Raw genomic sequence first — 22,389 nt, forward strand, 5'->3', positions numbered from 1 at the left:
AGCAAACTGCTCATGGTTTTTATAGTGGTAAAATGAGAGTAATGCCTGAAATAACCGTTGTTGCCCACAACATTCGCAGTACCCACAATGTTGGAGCTATTTTCCGCACCTGCGAAGGATTTGGCGTCAAAAAAATTATCCTCAGCGGCTACACTCCCTACCCTCTAGTCAAAAACGACACAAGATTGCCGCACATTAGAGAGAAGATCACTACTCAAATCCATAAAACCGCGCTTGGTGCGGAAGTATTGGTCCCCTTTGAGTATGTCCCAGATATCTCTATGTGGTTTGACCAGAACGAACAGTACGAAAAACTGCCCGTCATTGCACTCGAGCAAACACCGAAAAGTATCGCGTTACCGACCTTTCGCCCACCCCAAAAAATAGCGCTACTCCTCGGCGAAGAAGTGTACGGCATACCAGACGAACTTCTGGCCCGCTGTCAAGATAGTATCGAGATTCCTATGAGTGGCAAAAAAGAATCGTTTAATGTCAGTGTCGCGACCGGCATCGCGCTCTATGCACTCACTACTTCGTCGCGATACATTCACTCCCAAAAATAGATGAAAGCTGCGCTACAAGGTCACTCTCCGCATCAACTTTAAAGGGCAGTCGTATCGCCGACGATTTATCTTTACCGAGTACCATAATGATCTCTTGCTGTCCCGGATACGTATTGCAAGCTTTCTTGAGAGACAGCAGCGCGTCGTGATCGTCTGGATTTTTGACATGAACAAATAGTTTTGTGACGAGAGACGGAGGTACCGGTATGGCGGCTTGAGCGGGAACTGACTTCGGTGAAGAAGCGACAGCTTTTTTGCGCCGCGATACCACGGCAGTCTTTGGCGCATCCATCTTGCGACCTGTCGATTCATACTGGGCAAGTTCCCGATCGCTCACAATATCAATTGTCTCCGCGATCAATTTTGCCTCGTCACCTATACCACCTTCTCTATCACGAGCACTTACTCTGCCCGTGATCTTGACGACCACGTCTTGATGCAGCTTGTCTCCCAGTTGCTCGTACAGATTTGGAAAAATGATGACCTCACATTCACTCGATTTGTCCTCTATGCCTGCAAATGCCATCTTAGTCCCTGCTTTTGTGATAATTGTCCTGAGCGTTGTCACGAGTCCACCGACGGTAACTGACTGACCATCAATTTTTGGTGAGATATTGTGGAGCGGGATCGTTTGTTCCTCAAAAAATGCATCAAAATTATCGAGCGGATGGGCACTAATGTAAAGACCGAGCAGCTCTCGCTCCCACATGAGTTGTTCTTTCGAGGTATATTTTGCCGGTGAAGGAAGTAGCTCAACTGAGGGTAATAACTCGCTGCTTGCCCCCAAATCGCCAAAGAGATCGGTTTGACCGCTGAGCGCTTCTTTCTGCAGCTTGCTTGCGAAGCCCAAAAGTGTTTCTAGGTTGAATAACAAGTCTGATCGATCGCCAAGGGAGTCAAATGCACCAGATTTTATGAGCGCCTCCCACGTTTTTTTGTTGACTTTACTGGTACTGACACGCTTGGCAAAATCTTCTACTGAGGTAAATTTGCCATCCGCATCCCTTGCGCGAATAATCTCCTCGACGGCAGCAGCGCCCACTCCCTTAACCGCGGCCATACCAAATCGTATCTGCTGTTTGTCCGGCACGATAGCAAACTCAAGGTAGGATTCATTGACGTCAGGGTTGAGAACCGTTAGCCCCATGTGTTTGCACTCGGTAATTTCAATCGCTAACCGATCGATATCACCCTGGTCGCTCGTCATCAATGCCGCCATAAACGCATCAGGATAGTGTGCCTTGAGATAGGCGGTCCAATACGCAATCAAACCGTAGCATGCCGAATGAGACTTGTTAAAGGCATAGTCAGCAAAGCCAAGGATATCGTGCCAGATTTTTTCGACCGTCGCCTTTGGGACACCATTGTTTACAGCACCATCGATAAACTGCGATCCCATTTTCTTTAGGACTTCAGGAATCTTCTTGCCAATTCCTTTTCGAAGCGTATCTGCCTCACCGCCCGTAAACCCTGACATCTCTTTGCTCATCTGCATCACTTGCTCTTGGTAGACGATCACGCCGTACGTACTTGAGAGAGCATTCTTCGTGAGCTCGTGTTCGTAGGTAACCTTTTCGAGTCCGTTTTTGCGTTTGACGAAACTATCGGTCAGTCCCGCCCCCAAAGGACCAGGTCGATACAAAGCACACATCGCGATGATATCTTCGAATTCCGTTGGTTTTAGCTCCCGCAGGTAGCGCTTCATGCCTGCCGACTCGAGCTGAAATACCCCCGTGGTTGCTCCTTGTTGCAATAATTCAAACGTCTTTGGATCATCCATGGGTAACGTTGAGAGATCTATGTCATTTTTATATACTTTACGGATGATACGCATTGCATTGTTGATAATGGTAAGGTTTGACAGCCCAAGAAAGTCCATCTTGAGGAGTCCTAGTTCCTCGACGGGGCCCATTGGATACTGCGTAGCAACCACGCCTTTTTGTGCCATCTCAACCGGCACATAGCGCACAATATCATCAGGTGCAATGACCACGCCCGCAGCATGGACGCCATGGCTCCGGATGGTACCTTCGAGACGAACAGCAAAATCAAAGACTTGTTTTGCAATCGGATTTGTCTCGTATTCATGCTTCAGATCATGATCCTCGACAATACTCACCCTGAGCGGTATATGCCGTCCCTGGTTTGGCGGTGGAATGAGTTTTGCCAGACGATCGCTCTCTGCATAGGGCACCTGCAAAACGCGGGCTACATCGCGAACCGCTGCACGAGCTGCCATTTTACCGAAGGTGACGATGTTGGCGACCCGACCCTCACCATACTTTTCGGAACAGTATCGGATTACTTCGTCTCGGCGTGTATCCTGAATGTCAATATCAATATCCGGCATACTGATACGGTCAGGGTTGAGAAATCGCTCAAAAAGCAGATCGTACTTCAGTGGGTCAAGATCAGTAATATTAAGCGCATAGGCCACAATCGACCCAGCCGCTGAGCCACGTCCCGGACCAAACACGATACCTCGATTTTTTCCCCAGTTGATAAAGTCTTGGACGATCAAGAAATAGCCTTCATAGCCCATTTTTTCCATGACGTCCATTTCCATTTTAGCGCGATCACGAACAACGTCAGATAAGTTTGAGGTAATTTTTTCGGGAGATAGCTTGGCCGCCTCCTCGGCAGATAGCGCGGTATAGCGGACCGCTAATCCCTGGTATACAAGCTTCTTTAGATAACTGTGTTCTGTTTCACCTTTTGGCGTGGGATACTTTGGGATCAATATTTTGCCGAGCTCAAGCTCGACTGAGCAGCGATCGGCTATCCTGCGAGTATTTCGTATGATTTCTGGGTCGCTTTCTCCCCAACGAGCAATAATATCGCGCGGGTCGGTGAGATGAAGCTCAAACTCCTTGAGGCTCATGCGATTGGCGTCTGAAAGGAACGACCCGGTGCCAACACAGAGGAGGATTTCATGTGCTTCTCGATCATTATGCTCAAGATAATGTCCATCGCATGTTACAACCATAGGGATATCGAGCTCTTCACTCAACTTTCGTAGGCCATCATTGATCGTGGTCTGTACACTCCAGTGCCCAGGAGCATCAGGGTGGCCGTGATCTTGCAGCTCGAGGTAATACCGATCACCAAAAACAGATTTATACCAGGAGGCTGTCTCTTTCGCCGCTTTATAGTCGTTATTTTTGAGCGCTTCACCCAATTCACCACTTGCACAACCGCTCAGAATGATGAGACCATCGCCATACTCTTGTAGCAATTCATGATCCATGCGCGGCTTGTAGTATTTGCCTTCAAGCTCAGCTTTGCTCGCCATTACCATGAGGTTGTGATAGCCCTGGTTGTTCATCGCAAGGATTGTGAGATGATACCGCAATTTATCCTTTGAGGGATCTCGATCAAACCTAGTCCGCGCCGCAATATAGGCTTCGATACCAAGGATAGGCTGTATGTTTTCACCATTTGCCGCTTTATAAAACTCGAGGATACCGCTCATTGTGCCGTGATCGGTCACGGCAGCAGCCTGCATACCAAATGCCTTGACCTTGATGACAAGTTCGTTAATTTTTGTCAGCCCATCGAGAAGCGAGTAGTGACTATGATTGTGCAAATGAACAAAATCGCTCGGCTGCAGCGAAGTAGTCGGTGCTGTTTCTGTTGTCTTGGCTCTCCCCATAGTTCTCTCACTAGTATACGCGACCGAGTCTCTAGTCGGAACTATTTTTGAGTCAAAAGACGAACAATTTTATCGAGAAAGTCGCCAATCGGTGGTACCCAACCCGAGAGAAGTGTCAAAATCGATACAAACAGAGCGACAAGCAGCGTCGCCCCAAGAAAACTACCAAAGCCAAAGAAGACACCGCGAATGAAATTGATTTTGTAAACACTGAAGCGATTGCGATTGAAATCGTTGAACAAATCTTCAATCACCGCCTGTCTGGCGTCACGCTCATCCGCGGCTCGTGGTTGCTTTGGTTGCTTTTTTTCAGCCATTACTACTTTGTAGAGTCGTCTTTTTTGAACTCGCCCTTTGCGGCATCGACTGCTCGCTCAGCTCGCTCGCGATAATCAGCAACGGTTTTTTTGCCTTCGGCCACTGCGGTATCAACTTGCTTTCGAGTGTCATTATAGACTTTTTCGCTTTTCGACTTTACTTCATCGGCTTTTTTAGCAGCCTGACTTTTAAGCTCATCTGCTTTGACTTTTAGATCAGCTCTGGTTTCTTTGCCAGATTTTGGAGCTGTCAATACACCCGCGACAACTCCTGCCAGTGCTCCAAATATTGCTCCGAGTGCAAATTTTCCTTTTGACATAGTTCCTCCTTTATTTATCCTTAGTTTTTTTGATAAAGTTTGCCATCATTTTTGCGATCGCTGCTGGCGCAGCAAATTTGGCCGCCGACTCAGCGGCACCGGCAAATTTCAGCGTAGCCTTCTCGGCAGTAGTGGTAATCGATCGTATTTGCTTCGTAACCTTTATGAGAAGTAAGGTCAGAACGATTGCCAGTACCAGAAACAGCGCCAGGAACACTGATAGTATGATGACAAGCACTTGTGCCCATTCCATAGTTGATGACACTCCTTTTTATGCTATTTGCTTCATTTACTGAAGCACTACTCTTAGTATACTCTCACACGCGGGCTATACTGTGAAAATCTTCACTTTAACGACTAATTTGCGATACGATCAGTCTCAATTACTTCCGGAATAGCCCGCCGAACATCCTCGGCATAATCTTCGTTATCGAGAACGTATTTGAGATGAGCGAGGAAATAATTTTTTGGATCACCCGTTGTCACCCATTGACCTTCTGTCTTTACGACATAGATATCACCCCGTGATACCATTGCCGTGATGGCATCGACCGTCCACAGCTCATCGTCAAGCCCTTCGTTGCCGGGTTTGAGATGGTCAAATATTTCTGTCGTGACCAAATAGCGACCATACGAAACGAGTGTCGACGGGGCTTTGTCAACCGGCGGCTTCTCGACGATATAGTCAAGCTTATCACCGTCTTTTAGTGATACGATACCGTATTTGTCGACGGCCGATGGGTCTACTTCCTGTGCCATGATGATGGCTTTTGCGTCGGGATGTTTTTCGTAGGCGTCAATCAACGATTTTGCATCAGACGATCCAAAGACAACGTCGTCGCTATAGAGCACGATGAATGCCTCATCCTCACCAAAGTAATCGCGTGCACTTGCAATCGGCGAACCATTACCATAGGGCAACGCAGGGTCTTGCACAATAACGCGGATCTTTGGTAAATCGAGCACCTGAAGTACCGTTGAGTTGTAGCGCTCAACTTTGCCTTGTGCTACCAATTGTTTGCGAATATGATTGACTGCGTTGCCAAAATAATCCTCATAAATGGGTTTTCCCTCTGGGGTAGCGACGATGATAATTTCCCTGATCCCTGCTTCAGCACATTCCTCGACAGCCATTTGAATGATCGGTTTGTTTCCAAATGGCAGCATTGCCTTAGGAATTGTCTTAGTGATTGGGAGGTAGCGGCTTGCATAGCCTGCGTCAGTGATGATAGCTTTTGTTGGTCGCTGCATGATTCCCCCTTTTCTTTATCTGTATTACAATTTTTGTCGGATAAGTTTTTGCGCCAGAGCGGGATTGGCTTTGCCCTGAGACCGTTTCATGACCTGGCCAACAAGATAGCCGATCGCTTTGTCCTTGCCGGCCTTGATATCATCGAGGGATTGCTTTGAAGCTGGATCAGCCAACACGTCATCAACAATCTCGGCAATAGCAGACTCATCGCTTACCTGCAGTAGATTCTTCTGCTCTGCGATCATCAATGGCGCATCTCCAGACGCCAACATTTCGAAAAGTATCGAGACCGCTCCGTTACTACTTACCGTATCGTCTATCGCCATTTGCGCAAGATCTACCAGATGTTTCTGCTGCAAGTGTTTGTTGTTCCACGTATCCATGCCGGCACTTACCCTACCCTGAACATCGATAATCAGCCAATTTAATATACGGCGACGCTGTTCACCACTCAGATTTGTGGCAAGCTCTGCGATAAATGATCGGACAGAAGCGTCACAAATACCAAGTGCCGTCTCAATCATCGCATGATCAAGTCCTGCTTCACTGAGGATATGGCGAAGCTCATGAGGAAGCATCGGCATGTCAGCTTGAATCTGCTCGATTTCTTCGTCGGATACTATAATTGGCGGAATATCGGGATCGGGCATATAGCGATAATCCTGCGCATCTTCTTTGCTCCGTTGGCTAGTGGTGATGCCCTTGTCATCATTCCACCCTCTCGTTTCCTGGACCACGCGTTCACCTTTTTTGAGCAAGGCGACTTGACGTTCAAATTCATACTGAGCTGCTCGTTCAACACTGCGGAAACTATTGAGGTTTTTTACTTCTGCTCGCTTGCCAAGCTCTTTTGCCCCTTTGGGCGCGACGGAAATATTGACATCGAAGCGCATATTGCCGTGATAGAGATCACCATGACTGACACCAGAATATGTCATCAAACGGTGGAGCTCAGTCACATAGGCTCGCGCCTCTGCCGGACTGTGCATATCTGGCTCAGAGACAATTTCGATCAACGGCGTGCCTGCACGGTTGAGATCAACCAAACTATAGCCGGAGTAGTGCGTCAACTTGCCCGCATCGGATTCGATATGTGCGTGGTGAATGCGCACATGTACTGGGGTACCGTCTTCAAGCACCGTATCGACGTAGCCAGCGAGGATGGTAGGTTGATACATCTGCGTGATCTGGTAGCCACTGGGCAAATCTGGGTAAAAATAATGTTTGCGGTCAAACCGACTAACGCGGGCAATCTCAGCATTCAACGCCTTGCCAGCCCGAATTGCGAGATCAACTGCGTGTCGGTTGAGAACTGGTAGCATACCAGGTAACCCATAGTCGATCGGGTGAACTTTGCTATTTGGTTCTGCCTCCCGCGCATCGTTATCGGCGGGGCTAAACAGCTTTGTCGCCGTCGCCAACTGTACGTGGCATTCGATGCCGATGGTCATCTCATAGGTATCAAGGGTGTCACTACTCATCTTAGATAGCTCCCAAATCTTTCAAGGCTTGTTTGTAGGCGCTGAGCGAGCGCAGGGCTATATCGGGCGTAACATGCACGTCCGTTTCATGAGCCAGTTGGTTGCGAATCTTGTGTGCACCCCAGACGTGATTGGCATTTGTCCAGATGTTTTGAGCAGATTTCATTCGTTCGCCCATTGTCTCGCCCTTAATATGTCGCTCTTTGAGCGCGAGATCCAGCAATTTATCTGCATTGAGTATCGCCATTGGGTAACTTTGCGGGTTTTCTCGGCTCAAGCTATTCTCGATCTCAAGCCATTTCGTTTGGTACTTCTGCGAGTCGAGGCTCGGGACGCCCCGTCTCGACATCGTCAGGTAGACGACCAAAATAATGGCAACAATCAAAACGCTCACAAGGAGAAAGAAACTAGCGGGATTTTGAGTCATTCTTTGGCCTCCATACTTCCAGCAAGTGCCAGCATCGCTGCATCGCTCTTGGCCGGTCCGATAAGTTGTATCCCGATTGGCAAGCCGGCTTTTGAGACGCCGGCCGGCACGCTCAGTGCTGGCAAGCCAGCAAGACTTGCCGGGACGGTCATGACATCGGCTAGATACATTTTTACGGGGTCGTCTGTGTTTTCGCCGATACCAAATGCGGGTGTCGGTGCTGTCGGCAAAATCAGGAAATCATACTGAGAAAACAATGTATCGAATGCTTGGATCAACAACGTCCTAGCTTTTTGCGCCTGCAAATAGTAGGCATCAAAGAAGCCGCTGCTCAACACGTAGCTACCGATCATGATACGGCGCTTGTTTTCAGTAACAAATCCTTCATCGCGCGAACGTCCGTAGAGTTCTGCCAGTGTTTTTACGTCGTGCGCACGGTACCCGTAGCGTATCCCGTCAAACCGCGCGAGATTGCTACTCACCTCTGCTGGAATGATGATGTAGTACATAGCGAGGGTGTATTTGAGGAGTGGCATCTCGACTTCCTCGACGACATGTCCCGCCGCACGCAGACGCTCGACATATTCGAGCGTACAACCGCGAACCTCTTGATCGACATCATCTGACATCGCATCTTTGACAAGACCAATACGTAGCTTCGGCTGTACAAACGTTGTCGGCTCAAAGAAATCAGGTAGTGTCGTCATGTCCTTTTCGTCGCGGCCAGCCATAATGCTTGTCACGAGCGCCACATCCTCAGCGCATTTCGCGAAACATCCCATGGTATCCGTGCTACTCGCCATCGCTACTACTCCATAGCGGCTACTGGTACCATAGGTTGGCTTGTAACCATATACGCCGTTGAAGCTTGCAGGCTGCCGGATAGAGCCACCCGTATCACTACCGAGGGCAAATGGTACGATATCGAGTGCGGTCACTACTGCCGATCCGCCCGAACTACCACCAGCAACTTTTGTCTGATCGACGGCATTTTTTGTCACGCCGTAGGCAGAGTTTTCGGTCGAAGCGCCATGAGCGAAAGCGTCGAGGTTACTCTTGCCGATACAGATGGCACCCGCCGCCTCAAGTTTGTCGACAACCGTTGCCTGGAGCGGAGCCTGGAAGTTCTCGAGTATCTTTACAGCAGCGGTCGTCGGTGCGCCAAACGCAAGATAGTTGTCTTTGACGACAAATGGTACACCCGCGAGTGGACCGACAGATTCACCGCTAGCGATACGTGTATCTATCTCATCTGCTCGTTTGAGAGCACGATCAGCCGTCAGGCTGAGAAGCGCATGATAACCTTTGGCTTCCTTTGCCTTAGCGAGAGCTGTCTCAACTTCTTGGCGGGCGGTTGTGTCACCATTTACAATACGCGCAACTCGGTCAGTTATCTTCATGACTACAATACCTGCGGCACTTTCACACTATGATCGGCTTGCTCAGGAGCAAGCGCCAGCAGCGCCTCGCGGTCAGCAGCACCTTGACGCACGACATCATCGCGCCATACATTTTCGAGTCCCGATACTTGGTAGGTTGGTTCGACATTCGACGTATCGAGCTCACTGAGCTGGTGGACATAGTTGAGAATATTCTCCAGATCGACCTGGAGTGCCGCTAGTTCGTCATCGCTGAGTTGCAAGTTACTTAACTGTGCGAGATGCCGCACGTCGTCGGTGGTGATAGTGCTCATTTGTACGTATTATAGCGCATCTATCGTTGTTTTGAAAAGCAAAGGATTGACTAAATAAATCATGTGTGTTATAATAAGATCAATGTCTTAGGAATACATCCTTTCGTTGACAGCAACTTTAACAAGCTAGGAATACGCCTTCATTCCTGAATCGCACCGACTCATCAAACATACTTGATGGATGAGTGCGATTCGGGAAGCTCAGTACCGACGCAGAAGTGGAGCCCATATCATGAACTTCACTCGTATCGGCCGTCGTAACCGTGGCCGCACCGGTGCGGCGCTGCTCGTCATCGTCGGGCTCATCGCCGTCATCTGGTACATGGTGGCGGCGAACACCACCCACACGACGACCATCACGGTCTGCAACAAGGAGCGGGTCGCGGTCAAGAACTCCGGTGAGTACCGGATCTACGCCGCCGAGGGGACGTTCGTCATGGCGGACTCCCTGCTCGGGACGGTCCGCTACGACACGGCGGACGCCTACGCGAAGGTGAAGCCCAAGACGACCTACGACGTCGTCTACAAGGGCTGGCGCATCCCCTTCTTCAGTTCGTTCCCCAACTTGCTCGAGCTCAAGGAGTCGGCCACGCAGCACCCGGAGGCCTGCGCCAACTTCGGCTGACCGTCGGCAACGCGTGCGGGCTGGCGGGACCTTGTCCCACCAGCCCGCACCGGCAATTCCTAGCTTGTTATCTCTCAGCTCCCACAGGGGAGTAATTTTATTGTCTTTATTTAGTTGTATGGTTGCCTAGATAACTCTTATGCTTCATAATAGCCAGTAGATGAGTCATCAGATCAAAAAACACTTGGGGGCGATTGTTCGGCATAATGGTGTCGAGTTTCGCGTTTGGGCGCCATTTGCAAAAAATGTCAAACTCCTTACCCCCTATCTTGGAGTATTTGATGGCAGCAATACCTACGATATGCTCAGCGAGAATGACGGATACTGGTCAGCATTCGTCAAAGATGCAGAAGTCGGCCAAAATTATAAGTTTTTGATCGACACCGGCAATGAGCTGCTGACAAAAAATGACCCGCGCGGACGCGCACTCACCGCAAGCGACAATGGCGTATCGGTGGTCGTTGGGTCAGATTTCGACTGGGGCGACGACCTTTTCATGCCAATTCCAAGGGAGCAGCAGATTATCTACGAACTTCATATCGGCACCTTTAATCGCCGCGACCCCGCTACGACCGGCACCTTCTACGATGCAATCGAAAAACTTGACTACCTCCTAGACCTCGGCATCAACATGATCGAGGTCATGCCGGTTACCAGCATGGCGTATAGCAACGGCTGGGGCTACAACGTCACCGACGTATTTTCGATCGAAAATGCCTATGGCGGGCGCCATGGACTTATGGAGTTTGTTAAAGCCTGCCATATGAGAGGTATCGGTGTCATTATTGACGTGGTGTACAACCATTTCATGAGCGGCGACCTATGGCGTTTCGATGGATGGTATGAAAACGACCGTGGTGGCATCTACTTCTACAACGACTGGCGAGGCGATACTCCCTGGGGCGCACGACCTGACTATGGAAGAGCCGAGGTGCGACAATTTCTGATCGATAGTATCGTGATGTGGTTTAACGAATACCGCGTTGATGGTCTCAGGCTTGATAGCACGGCTTATATGCGCAACACGCTCGGCTACAATGATGATCCCGCCCATGATGTCGATGGCGCCTGGAGCCTCATGCAGGATATTACTGATGTGGCGCACAGGATACGGCCCGGCTCCATCGTTATCGCAGAAGACACCTCGGGCAATGACTATATAACGAAGCAGCGCCAGGATGGTGGATGTGGGTTTGACGCGCAGTGGGGTATTCCTTTTCCACACGCTATCCGGAAAATGCTCGGACTTGGTACCTCATGGCCAGTTGATCTCGGTGAGCAACTGCTTCGAGCGTATAATGGTGATGTCTTTCAACGCGTTATCTTTAGTGACTCTCACGATACCGCAGCCAATGGCTCAACCCGCATTACCAGCGCTATTTCACCAGAAAATCCCAATAGCACGAGGGTGCGTCAGGACACAATTATTGCGTCAGCAATCACCCTTACGTCACCCGGTATTCCTATGCTACTTCAAGGCCAGGAGTTTTTGCAGGAGGGTGCATTCACTGATTGGCAAGTGCTCGAATGGGAAAAAACTGAGCAATTCGCCGGCATCGTGAAAGCCCACCAAGACATCATCGACCTCCGCAAAAATACCTACGGCAATACAAGTGGGCTACTTGGGCAATCAGTTAGAGTGTTTCATAGAAACGATCAGGGCCAAGTGTTTGGTTATCATCGCTGGAGCCGAGGCGGGCCAGGCGACGATGTGCTCGTGCTGATTAATTTTGGTGATACCGAATATCACGAGTATCATCTAGGCTTTCCGCGCCCAGGTGAGTGGCGAATACGGTTCAACAGCAGCTGGCAAGGCTATAATAGCGACTTTCCCGAGTTAACTCCGGACAGCGTATCCACCGACGATAGCTGTAATCTCGCCATGGACATCCCAGCACGCAGCGTGCTCATTTTGTCACAAGACGCTACTGCTTCTTAATATTCTAGCTCGGCACGTACCGGCCGATGGTCTGATCCGACGTCTCGCCATACTTTATAAGCATGCGTCTTGAAATGGTGCGAACCAAATATCCAGTCAACTTTCGCAAGACGAATCGAAGGAATCCACTCCACTCCGTGTTGCTTGCCCGAGATAGTGAGATGATGACCTGGATCGAGATCGTGAAGCTGCGAGTGACTCACCATGTAGTCGATGGTGGTCCCGCTGGCCATTTCATGAGCGCGCGATGCAATACTGCGAATCAGATCGTGCGGTGCCCGGCCCACAACTGAATGCAACAAACGATTTCGAGCAATACGTGCACTCTGTGATCGGCTTCGCATGGCATTGAAATCCCCCATAACAAGCGTTGGGCAAGCCATCTTTCCGATTGCTTGAACCAGGTCTTCGGCTTGCTTGAGACGCATTGTCTCACTGTTATCATCAAGATGGACCCCGATGATTCGCAGTTTTTTGCCGGCAGCGTCACGACACGTTACGTCAAGTGCATTGCGGACTCCCCCAAGTCTGAGTGTCGTTGAAGAAACCAATTTACACCGTGTAAAAATAGCAAGTTCATAAGGATAGCTCTGATTCTTCGTATGATAATAAGCGGGGTCAGGATCATACGGCACCGTGGCGATTTCGTACCCAAGATAATTCATCGTGACGCGTACGTGTTCTGGCATCGCACCATGCTCCCCGAACTCAGGTATGACCACTATATCTGCGTCGAGTTCCTTTATGACCGCAATGCCATCGTGGTCATTGGCACGAATCGTACCGACGTGTTCGTCAAACATGCCTTCGGCATTCCACGTCACCACTCTCAGTTTGTTCATTTCATCTTTCCTTTGATTTCAGCGATGAGATCACGCAGTTCTGCGGCTCGTTCAAACTCGAGATTGGCACTGGCGAGACTCATCTGTCCCGTCAAGTCTTTTACGAGGCTCGCATACTCATCTTTCGGTATTTTATTGAGATTGAGTTTCTTCTCGATTGACTCTTTCTGCGGAATGATGGCACGAAGGCCTTCGTCGATGCTTTTGTCGACACCCCGCGGGGTGATGTCGTGCGCTTCGTTATATTTTTGCTGAATATCACGTCGGCGATTCGTTTCGCTGATTGCGCGCTTCATGCTGTCGGTCATGACATCGCCGTACATAATCACCGTGCCGTCGACATGCCTGGCAGCTCGTCCAATTGTCTGTATGAGGCTCCGCTCACTCCTCAAAAATCCTTCTTTGTCCGCGTCGATAATTGCCACGAGTGATACCTCTGGCAGATCAAGCCCTTCACGAAGTAGGTTGATTCCAACCAACACATCGTATACTCCCATGCGCAAATCACGCAAAATGTCACCTCGCTCCAATGTATCAATATCGCTGTGGATATAAGCCGTCTTAATACCAAGATCGATGAGATGTGCCGATAGATCCTCGGCCATTCGCTTAGTCAGTGTCGTGACAAGAACACGCTGCTGCTTTGCAGTTCGTTCACGTATCTCGGAGATCAAATCGTCTATCTGACCTTTGGTTGGGCGTACTTGTATCTCGGGGTCAAGCAACCCTGTCGGTCGAATCACCTGCTGAGCTGGGGTCGGGCTATGCTCCAGCTCGTAGTCCGCTGGTGTTGCCGAGACGTAAATAACTTGATTAATGTGTTTTTCAAACTCATCAAAACGAAGCGGTCGGTTGTCGAGCGCGCTCGGTAGCCGGAAACCGTGTTCGACGAGCACTTCTTTGCGGGCGCGGTCACCATTGAACATACCTCTCACTTGAGGCAGCGTCACATGGCTCTCGTCGACAAAAAGCAAAAAATCATCGGGGAAATAATCGAGCAATGTGGCGGGCTGCTCACCTGGCTCACGATCAGTCAGGTAGCGGCTATAGTTTTCAATTCCCTTAACAAATCCTGTTTCCTCTAGCATTTCAAGATCAAACTTTGTTCGCTGCGACAAGCGCTGTGCTTCGAGATATTTGTCATGCGTCTCAAACCACGCCAGTCGCTCGTCAAACTCTTTTTTGATGCCTTCGATTGCTCGTTCCACTTTTTGCTTTGGAGTGACGTAGTGGCTTGAAGGAAAAATCGAAACGGCTTCTGGCTCAGAAATTATTTCGCCAGTAAGCGGATCGATCGTTGTGATGCGTTCAACTTCGTCTCCAAAAAACTCTATTCGTACCGCAATATCACTCCCAGCCGGAAAAACATCCACCACATCACCACGCACCCGAAATGTGCCCCGAGCAAAATCTATGTCATTTCGCTTGTACTGAATGTCAGTCAACTGGCGAACAAACTTATCCTGGAGACGCCGTTCTCCGCGCACGATTTTCATCGACATCTCAGCATAATCATCTGGCGAACCGATACCATAGATGCAGCTGACACTCGCCACAATAATGCAATCTCGGCGCGTTAAAAGCGCACTTGTCGCCGCGTGGCGCAAACGATCGATTTCTTCATTGATGGCCGAATCTTTTTCGATGTACGTGTCACTGCTCGCAATATATGCCTCGGGCTGATAATAATCAAAGTAACTGACAAAATAATGCACTTCGTTATCAGGGAAAAACTGCTTGAACTCACTAAATAATTGCGCTGCAAGCGTCTTGTTGTGGGCCAATACTAGTATCGGTACATTTCGCTTGGCAATGATATTTGCCATGGTGAAAGTTTTGCCACTCCCCGTCACACCGAGTAGGGTTTGTTGACGCGTTCCTGCGTCGAGTCCGGCCAGCAATTGAGTAATAGCCGTCGGCTGATCCCCAGTCGGTTTATAGGGCGAAGAAAGCTGAAATATATCCACTCAACTATTATACGCGATCGAGCTTACTTGTAGTGAGCACTACGGAGAATATCGTAGGCCTTGTTCATGTCACTTGTGTTCAGGCTGTCAAACGCAGCAGTTTTCGTATCGTATTTTGGTAAACTCGATGTTCCACCAAATCCTACCGAGCTAAATGAAAGCTGGCCATGTGCGCCATTACCATAATCCAGTTTCTTACCGCTAATGAGTGGCGTATACCCAAATCCACAGTTCTGCGTTTCGCCCAAGTTTGTTAGTTCTTTTGCAGTAGTAAGGTACATCCCTGCATGGTATTTTCCATCAATACCCTTGCTTACTACTCGAACGGCGTACGCTCTGTCATCTGACCATTCATCCGCATAGCCCGTTAGCTTCGTCGTATACACCGACATCACTGAGAGGGGCGATTTATCTTCATCTGAGCATACGCCGCCAATACCGCTAATCCCTGATTCTAGACCCAACACTTTTGTGCCAGTTTCGTTTCGTATTTCAAGACGATCTATCTTGTACTCTCCTGATAACCGTCCGTCTGTAGGCTGCCCAAGATCAACCACCTTCCAGGTGTCCGGCATAGTGAAGCAGAGCTGCTCATACGTAGCGCAATATTCTTTCGAAACAACAGTAGTTTTTACTTCGTCCGATTTTGTTGTGTTTGAAACTGTATTTGTTTGTGTGGTTGATTGTTTGACGATGAAGTTTTGGTAAAATACCACACCGAGTGCCGCCACAAGCGCAACCACAAGGCCGACGATTATGATGACGTGTGCGCTACCGTGTTGGTCATATCTATTGCTCATTTCACTCATGTATCCTATTTATGCTTTTACCATTAGTATACTCTTCGTAATAATGATTACAATTATCCTCTCCGTTTGGTATGAATTTCATCGGGAGCTATCTCGTCGCGTGCATAATCAACATCATGAAAATCAGCGTAATGTTTATCGAGCGCCTCTACTACTTTTGATACGAGTCGTTTTGGATCGGTATCGTATATGACATCCTTTGCTCCTGGAGCTTCGATATATTTGAGAAGCGTTGCGGCATAATCAGCAAGTCCACCGCTGCCGAGCAAAATACCGCATACCTTTCGACTTTCGAGGGCGGTCGCAAACTCGTGCAAGCTTCCCATACGACCACCGACGGTGATAACCGCATCCGCGCTACGCACGAGATGTACATCACGACCGACGTATTCCATACTGGTAAAGTTGATGTAGTCAAACTCTTTGGTAGGTAGCCGATAGGTAGCGACGTGTTCTCGGTATGAGCTTGCTGGTGAAAAGCCGATCGATACACCTTTGGAGTTTTTTACGCTAAAAAAACCTTGCGCCGCATAATGCGGTAACCCCACCGTTGCGCCAGTTAGGAGTGTCTTACCCGCCTTTGCAATTTCAGCACCGAGCGCATACGCCAGGTCATGTGCTTCTTTAACTGTCTCGCCAGAGGCTGCCCCCGACACGCATATTTGGTATTTCATCCGTGAATCTCCTCTGCCTTATACCACTCAGGTGCTTTTGCTATATATTCCTCAACCTCTTTTGGACGCAATAATCCGGCTTGTGCTCCTAGTTGCTGAACAACACTCATACTATTGATCGGTGCCCACGTCAGTGCGGTCTCAATTGTCTCGCCTCGTGCGAGAGCTGCAACAATAGTCGATGCAAAGGCATCACCAGCGCCAGTTCGATCATATGGCGGAGCGGGATCAGGATAGTTTGGAATCTTGTAGAGTTTCCCGTCATGCGATGCATATGACCCATTGGGACCATCGGTGATAACAACGATAGCCGGGCCCAACGCGTGCAGACCATCTGACAGCTCGCGGAGAGACTCATAAGACTTCCCCGTGACGTCAACCGCTTCTTCACGGTTCATCACGACAATATGCGCCCTTTTGTACAACGCGGCTAATTTCTTGGCACCCCACTTGAAGTGAAATGTGCCTGGCTGAAACGCTAACTTTACATCAGGATGCTTCTCGAGGTACTCGAGCAAATCTTGGTGCAACGGCCAACTATCAGGGCTTATGAGTGATAGGTATATCCAGTCAGGCGTCGTAATCGGCTCGCGCCAGCGATATTGGTAGGCCTCATTTTTAACCAGAATTGTACGGTCAGCCCCATACCGTAGTACATAGTAGGTGCTACTCGGAGTATTCTTTTGTACGATTAACGGTTTTGTGTCGATGGATTCATGAGCAAGATAGATGAGCGAATCCTTGCCTACTTGATCATCACCAAGCCAGCTCATCAGTCCCACTCTCAACCCTAGCCGAGCGCACGAAACGGCAGCGTTTGGTGATGGCCCGACACTGCGCACGATATCAGCCCGTTCATAGGGCGGTTTACTGCCAAAAGGAATCCGCAACCACTGTTTGTCATCATTGTCTTTCTCAATGCTCGCTTCTTCCTCGAGTAGCTTAATGAACACGTCAGTAAAGATATCACCCACGCACAGAATATACGGGGCTTGTTTACTTTTCTTCTCAAAAACCTTCTGCTCGTGATAGTCACCCATATCACACGCGCTAAGGCCTCCTTGAGAGACGAGTTCGTTGATCGCAACCTCGTCGTCACCATCAGCCGCCACATAGCGCGCCGCAAGGCCATGTTGTAATTGGCACTGGAGATGTTTGTTTGTACGGAGTTCAAACGTCTGTGAGGTATTTTCGAGTACATCGTCGTGATTAAAGGAAATTGGTTTGCCCTCTAGTATGAGCCCGACATCGTCACTGAACGAGAATAGCTCGCGGTTGGCCGCATGGGCATTGAGCGCTTTGTACAACTCAAGTGCCGTAGTGTCAGCCGGATCAAGACCGATGGAACGCATAATATGGTGAGCGCGAGCCGTAATGTCGGCGATATAGGCAACGTCAACACCACGGTGACCCGTCATGCTTTCTAGTTGTCGAAGTGATGAACTAAACAGTGGTTCATGCGCATCGAGAAGTTGCTTCAAAAACTTTGCCATAGCTACTCTTTACTCCGTTGATTAAGGGGCTTTTCGTGAATCGGCATTTCGTGCAGTGTGCTATGCTTGTGCAAAATACCAGCCTTGGCGCCTATCTTTGTCACGACCGATGTCGAATTTGCGCTCGCAAATACGATTGACTCGCGCAAGCTTTTGCCCTGTGCCCACTGACTCAAAAAACCACTCGCAAAGGCGTCACCGGCGCCAGTTCGATCAACCACCGGCACATCCTCATACATACCAGCTCGTACTATCGTCTTGCCGTCAGTGGCTACCACACCGTTTGGTCCATCGCTCACGATAGCCACTGGTACATAATTGAGAGCATGAAGCGCTAGCTCCTCACAGGTCTCACCTGAAACCAGCATTTGCATCTCCTCTTTGTTTGTGCAAAGCACATCGACACCGTCAAGGAGGGCTACGAGTTTGTCATGTTCGGCAAGCTCGGGACCGGCGGGGTTGAGCATCACTTTGACATTGTGTTTTTCGGCCATATCGACTATCTCACGGAGCAATGGCAACCCTCCATCCCCAAGACTTGTTGGGTAAATCCAGTCATAGTCACCAATCACGTCAAGGTTGAAGTTATGCCGACCCGTGCGACCAAATGCTCGGCCACGGTGATTGAGAATCGTTCGTTCACCGTTTGTAGCAATCATAATGACCGAGTAGCCTGACTGAAAGTCACGTGCCTGTACTACATGTGTCGTGTTGACCCCCTCGTTATCGAGGTCCTGGAGGATCGACTGGCTCGCAGGGTCTTCGCCCAGCCCCCACAAATACGCACTCTCCAGTCCTTGACGAGCGAATGTCACCGCCACATTCGTCGCATTGCCACCCGTGCAAAAATGAACATCCTCGACTTCCATCTTGAGACCAAGGGGCAAATGAGTATACATATGTTTACCCTCTTTGTGCGGATCAAACTCATCACTCTTAAGGAACACATCTTGCGTACCCTTACCGATTGCAAGTATTTTCACCACGTCAGCGTACAGCCTTTCCAGTACTCCCAAAGGCGGCAATCTTTTCCTCGACAACTGCCTGAACTGCCTCGTAGACTGTCGGCATCAGTTTCACGACGGCATACTCATCGGGGTTTTCCTGTAACACTTTGACAAGCGTATCGCGGAATACTATCCGCATATCAGTATTGATATTGATCTTGCTAACACCCGCTTTGCTGGCTTCCTCGAAGTAATTCAGAGGTGTGCCTGATCCTCCATGCAAGCTAATTTGGCAGTCAATTGTCTCTCTAATGCGAGCCAGCAACTCGAGATCGAGTTGTTTTGGCACATCATATTTGCCATGCAAATTGCCTATGGCTGCCGCGAAGGTATCAATTCCTGTCGCATCGACAAACGCCTTGGCGGTTTCAGGTGTTGAGAAGGTTTTTTTGATTTCTTCGTAATCAATTCCCTCGTGGTGGACATTGCTCCCGCCCGCAAAATAGTGTGGCTCACTCTCAACGAGTGCCCCCGTGAACTTTGCATATTCCACGACTTCACGAGTTTTTTGTATGATTTCTTCTTCGGATGCATCGTGATTTGCCTGGGAGATATCAATGTGGATGAATTCAAACCCAGCGTCAATTGCCCGCTTACAGGCCTCGACCGAGGGACTATGGTCGAGGTTTATGTAGATTTCTATGCCATACTCGTCTCGATAGTTATCAACCATATCGCGAATATTCTCGAGACCAAGTGCCTCAACTTCACCATGGCTGACTTCGACGAGTACGGGAGCCGTGAGTTTTTGGGCTGCTCGACAGACAGCGATCAGTGTTTCTTGGTTATCAATATTAAACGCGCCGACCGCAAATCCCTGCTGACGACTTCGCTGCATCAAATGCCGTGCACGAATCGTCCGATCACGGATTTCGCTGATTGTCAGTCCCATTGTCTCGCCCCCCCCCTGTAGAAGTTGTTATGCTTATCTGTTATATAGTATACCACCCGCATCCCACAATTAAACCATTGATTTGTACATAAAATGTAAGAAATTACTACACCGCATTGATCATGATTGAGCACGTATAATTCGATCTACACTAGGAAGAAACTTCTTAGGAGCAGATATATGCGTGTGCCGCGGCTGAGTAGAGGCGTGAGCTATGATGGCGTCAATGGCCGCGCAGACTTCTGGGATAGTGACATCCCGAGCACCCTCGACGAGCGTTTCGATCGAAACTGGCGCCCAGCCAAGTTCAAGCGTATCCATGTGCAGTGCGCTTCGCTCCTCGATACCATCGAGCGTGCGCAGTAACATACCGAGATGCCCCGCACGTTTTGCGTCGAGTAAGGCAGGCAAGTATCCCGCCGAATCGACTTCAAATAATTGCCGTTGCAGGCGTCGGATGGGGCGCACGTTTTTTGCACTCGCCTCAGTGTATGCCAAAAGTGTCTGCGCTCCAGGTGCCGTAGTTTCGGACAACAGCAGGCTACTGCCATAGGCGAGCCCGCGTTTCTCACGTATCTCTTGACTCAGCCAACGTTCCATGGCATCCATAGCAATTCGATAGGCAGGGTCATACGAAAAGAACATTTCTTCTAGCTCGCGAGAGAGTGGCAGGCTTTCGGTTAAGTAAGCGCTTTCCCCTCGAGGCAAGATAAGTCCACTCGATGCCGTATTGATACGTACATTCAACGCTCTTCTCTTTTTGTCAGTCGTATCCCCTAGTGGGGCATCGAAATATTGCTCAACTGACTCAACTACCTCTTCGTGCGAGAATGCACCTACTGCCACCACTGCCATAGCGCGCACCCGGTAGTAACGAGACCAGAAGTCTCGCAACATGTCGGCAGAGAACATTGGCTGGCGATAGCCTATGATCGGCCGCGCGACCGAACTACCAAAGAGCGCATACGAAGCCGCCATATCATGCTTAGTCTCAGGGGTCAACGAACTCAGTCTCTCTTCTTCGATGATCGACATTTCTTTTGCAACGGCATCGACAGGAAACGTAGGATGGAGCATTACCTGGCTTAGATAGCGCATCAACGGGTCGAGGCGCTCACCCTGCGCATGATAGGCAGTTTGGACATTGGTAGTATACGCGTTTGTTGTAAAACCATGTGCATCGACAAAATGCTCCGCTGCCTCAGCATCGATAAATTCATCTGTTCCAAGATGAAGCGCGTGCTCAAGCGCATGCGCCTTGCCGGCATCTCGTTTCGGTCCTTCAAGTCCCCCTATACCTACGTGGACATGGACAAGACCAGTGTGAGCACCAGGCATGTGATCGGTATAAACAGTGAGGCCGTTTTGGAGGCGGCTTGACTCAATAGACATATCCCCACTATAAGAGATGAGACGTCACATGCAAGCATGGGCGGATTAGCACTGAAAACGAGAGGACGCCCGACAGGTTAATACCCGGGTTTGTACTGCGGTCGTGAGTGAACAAATTGCTTCACACGGTCGGTAATTGCGTTATCATCGAGACCAAAATGCGCCAATACCTCTAGCGGTGCACCGGACTCGCCATAGCGATCTTGCATACCAATCCGCAACAGCGGTGCCGGCATTTCGTCGCATAGTAGCTCGGCGACAGCACCGCCAAGTCCACCAGCAGCCTGCGCGTCCTCGCACGTGACCGCACGTCCAGTTTTTTTGACACTCACAATCAGTGTGTTACGATCGAGCGGTTTTATTGTCGGCACATGCACTACTTCGGCAGAAATCCCGCTACGGAGTAGTTTTTCTGCTGCACGAAGCGCAAACGGCGTTTCAATTCCCGTCGAAAAGAGCGTGACATCGGTTCCTTCTCTCAACACATATGCTTTACCAAGTTCAAACGGCGAATCAGACGTACTAAAGATCGGTGTTTTCTCACGTGCGATGCGGAGATAAGAGGGGCTTGGACTTTCAGCAAGAGCACGAGTTGCTTTCTCGGCTTCGATGCTATCGCCTGGACAGACCACAACCATATTGGGCATAACTCTCATAAGGGCGATATCTTCAAACATTTGATGCGTCGCGCCGTCGGGGCCTACCGTCGAACCACTGTGAGCACCTACTATTTTCACCGGCAAATCGTTGAGTGCTGCGGTTGTCTTGATTTGCTCCCAGTTACGCCCAGGGCTAAAGGCTGCATAGCTGGCAGCAAACGGTATTTTGCCAGCACGAGCAAGTCCGGCCGCAACTGTCGCAAGGTTTTGCTCGGCAATACCAATCTCGATATATCTGTCGGGAAAGGCTTCGGCAAAGAGATGCATCTGCACGCTCTCAACGAGATCTGCACACAAACCGACCACCGCAGAATTCGACTCGCCCGCCGCTTTGAGACCCCGTCCAAACCCTGCCCTAGTAGGCTCACTATCTGGCATTTCATTG

21 protein-coding genes are annotated in these 22,389 nt (G+C 49.6%); 3 read left to right on the top strand and 18 right to left on the bottom strand.

What is annotated here, in order from left to right:
• Positions 1-32: 32 nt before the first annotated feature.
• Positions 33-563, top strand: coding sequence for a TrmH family RNA methyltransferase (locus tag L336_RS00355; protein ID WP_041191095.1), 531 nt, complete (start codon positions 33-35; stop codon positions 561-563).
• Here the strand turns inward: L336_RS00355 and dnaE are convergent.
• From dnaE to gatC, 9 genes are all read right to left on the bottom strand, one after another.
• Complete coding sequence (gene dnaE, locus L336_RS00360) at positions 529-4,215, bottom strand: DNA polymerase III subunit alpha (protein WP_015641230.1); 3,687 nt, start codon at positions 4,213-4,215, stop codon at positions 529-531. The genes L336_RS00355 and dnaE overlap by 35 nt on opposite strands.
• 41 nt (positions 4,216-4,256) lie before the next feature.
• On the bottom strand, positions 4,257-4,532 hold the full coding sequence (locus L336_RS00365) for a DUF5665 domain-containing protein (RefSeq protein ID WP_015641231.1): 276 nt from the start codon (positions 4,530-4,532) through the stop codon (positions 4,257-4,259).
• Positions 4,533-4,534: 2 nt separating this feature from the next.
• Positions 4,535-4,852: a YtxH domain-containing protein gene (locus L336_RS05425; protein WP_015641232.1), complete on the bottom strand. Its 318-nt coding sequence runs from the start codon at positions 4,850-4,852 to the stop codon at positions 4,535-4,537.
• 10 nt (positions 4,853-4,862) lie between these two features.
• The gene (locus tag L336_RS00375; RefSeq protein ID WP_015641233.1) at positions 4,863-5,105 is read right to left on the bottom strand and encodes a hypothetical protein; all 243 of its coding nucleotides are present in this window, start codon (positions 5,103-5,105) and stop codon (positions 4,863-4,865) included.
• Positions 5,106-5,209: 104 nt separating this feature from the next.
• Positions 5,210-6,103, bottom strand: coding sequence for a UTP--glucose-1-phosphate uridylyltransferase (locus L336_RS00380; RefSeq protein ID WP_015641234.1), 894 nt, complete (start codon positions 6,101-6,103; stop codon positions 5,210-5,212).
• Positions 6,104-6,127: 24 nt separating this feature from the next.
• Positions 6,128-7,585 (bottom strand): Asp-tRNA(Asn)/Glu-tRNA(Gln) amidotransferase subunit GatB, encoded by a 1,458-nt coding sequence (gene gatB / locus L336_RS00385; protein ID WP_015641235.1) that lies wholly within the window; start codon positions 7,583-7,585, stop codon positions 6,128-6,130.
• 1 nt (position 7,586) lies between these two features.
• Entirely contained in the window at positions 7,587-8,012 is a 426-nt protein-coding gene (locus tag L336_RS00390) for a hypothetical protein (RefSeq protein WP_015641236.1), read from the bottom strand.
• Positions 8,009-9,412: an Asp-tRNA(Asn)/Glu-tRNA(Gln) amidotransferase subunit GatA gene (gene gatA / locus L336_RS00395; protein WP_015641237.1), complete on the bottom strand. Its 1,404-nt coding sequence runs from the start codon at positions 9,410-9,412 to the stop codon at positions 8,009-8,011. Before gatA ends, L336_RS00390 begins: the two co-directional genes overlap by 4 nt.
• A 2-nt stretch (positions 9,413-9,414) precedes the next feature.
• Positions 9,415-9,705: an Asp-tRNA(Asn)/Glu-tRNA(Gln) amidotransferase subunit GatC gene (gene gatC, locus L336_RS00400; RefSeq protein ID WP_015641238.1), complete on the bottom strand. Its 291-nt coding sequence runs from the start codon at positions 9,703-9,705 to the stop codon at positions 9,415-9,417.
• A 232-nt stretch (positions 9,706-9,937) separates the two neighbouring features.
• Here gatC and L336_RS00405 point away from each other — a divergent pair, with 232 nt between their 5' ends.
• Both L336_RS00405 and L336_RS00410 read left to right on the top strand, forming a co-directional pair.
• Positions 9,938-10,330, top strand: a complete 393-nt coding sequence (locus tag L336_RS00405; RefSeq protein ID WP_128817244.1) for a hypothetical protein — start codon at positions 9,938-9,940, stop codon at positions 10,328-10,330.
• A gap of 160 nt (positions 10,331-10,490) precedes the next feature.
• Entirely contained in the window at positions 10,491-12,269 is a 1,779-nt protein-coding gene (locus tag L336_RS00410) for an alpha-amylase family glycosyl hydrolase (protein WP_015641240.1), read from the top strand.
• Here the strand turns inward: L336_RS00410 and L336_RS00415 are convergent.
• From L336_RS00415 to L336_RS00455, 9 genes are all read right to left on the bottom strand, one after another.
• The gene (locus L336_RS00415) at positions 12,266-13,111 is read right to left on the bottom strand and encodes an endonuclease/exonuclease/phosphatase family protein (RefSeq protein ID WP_015641241.1); all 846 of its coding nucleotides are present in this window, start codon (positions 13,109-13,111) and stop codon (positions 12,266-12,268) included. The two genes, L336_RS00410 and L336_RS00415, sit on opposite strands and share 4 nt — an antisense overlap.
• The gene (gene uvrB / locus L336_RS00420) at positions 13,108-15,078 is read right to left on the bottom strand and encodes an excinuclease ABC subunit UvrB (RefSeq protein ID WP_015641242.1); all 1,971 of its coding nucleotides are present in this window, start codon (positions 15,076-15,078) and stop codon (positions 13,108-13,110) included. Before uvrB ends, L336_RS00415 begins: the two co-directional genes overlap by 4 nt.
• 23 nt (positions 15,079-15,101) lie before the next feature.
• On the bottom strand, positions 15,102-15,878 hold the full coding sequence (locus L336_RS00425) for a hypothetical protein (RefSeq protein WP_128817246.1): 777 nt from the start codon (positions 15,876-15,878) through the stop codon (positions 15,102-15,104).
• Between the two features lie 62 nt (positions 15,879-15,940).
• The gene (locus tag L336_RS00430) at positions 15,941-16,561 is read right to left on the bottom strand and encodes an SLOG cluster 4 domain-containing protein (RefSeq protein WP_015641244.1); all 621 of its coding nucleotides are present in this window, start codon (positions 16,559-16,561) and stop codon (positions 15,941-15,943) included.
• Positions 16,558-18,054 carry a carbohydrate kinase family protein gene (locus tag L336_RS00435; RefSeq protein WP_015641245.1) on the bottom strand — a complete coding sequence of 499 codons (1,497 nt, stop codon included), beginning with the start codon at positions 18,052-18,054 and terminating at the stop codon, positions 16,558-16,560. Before L336_RS00435 ends, L336_RS00430 begins: the two co-directional genes overlap by 4 nt.
• Before the next feature lie 2 nt (positions 18,055-18,056).
• Complete coding sequence (locus L336_RS00440; RefSeq protein WP_041191100.1) at positions 18,057-19,037, bottom strand: carbohydrate kinase family protein; 981 nt, start codon at positions 19,035-19,037, stop codon at positions 18,057-18,059.
• A gap of 4 nt (positions 19,038-19,041) precedes the next feature.
• On the bottom strand, positions 19,042-19,953 hold the full coding sequence (locus tag L336_RS00445) for a class II fructose-bisphosphate aldolase (protein ID WP_015641247.1): 912 nt from the start codon (positions 19,951-19,953) through the stop codon (positions 19,042-19,044).
• 120 nt (positions 19,954-20,073) lie between these two features.
• Complete coding sequence (locus L336_RS00450; RefSeq protein ID WP_015641248.1) at positions 20,074-21,345, bottom strand: M16 family metallopeptidase; 1,272 nt, start codon at positions 21,343-21,345, stop codon at positions 20,074-20,076.
• Positions 21,346-21,422: 77 nt separating this feature from the next.
• Positions 21,423-22,382, bottom strand: a complete 960-nt coding sequence (locus tag L336_RS00455; RefSeq protein ID WP_041191487.1) for a transketolase family protein — start codon at positions 22,380-22,382, stop codon at positions 21,423-21,425.
• Positions 22,383-22,389 lie beyond the last annotated feature (7 nt).

It is taken from the genome of Candidatus Saccharimonas aalborgensis, assembly GCF_000392435.1.
Classification (GTDB): domain Bacteria; phylum Patescibacteriota; class Saccharimonadia; order Saccharimonadales; family Saccharimonadaceae; genus Saccharimonas; species Saccharimonas aalborgensis.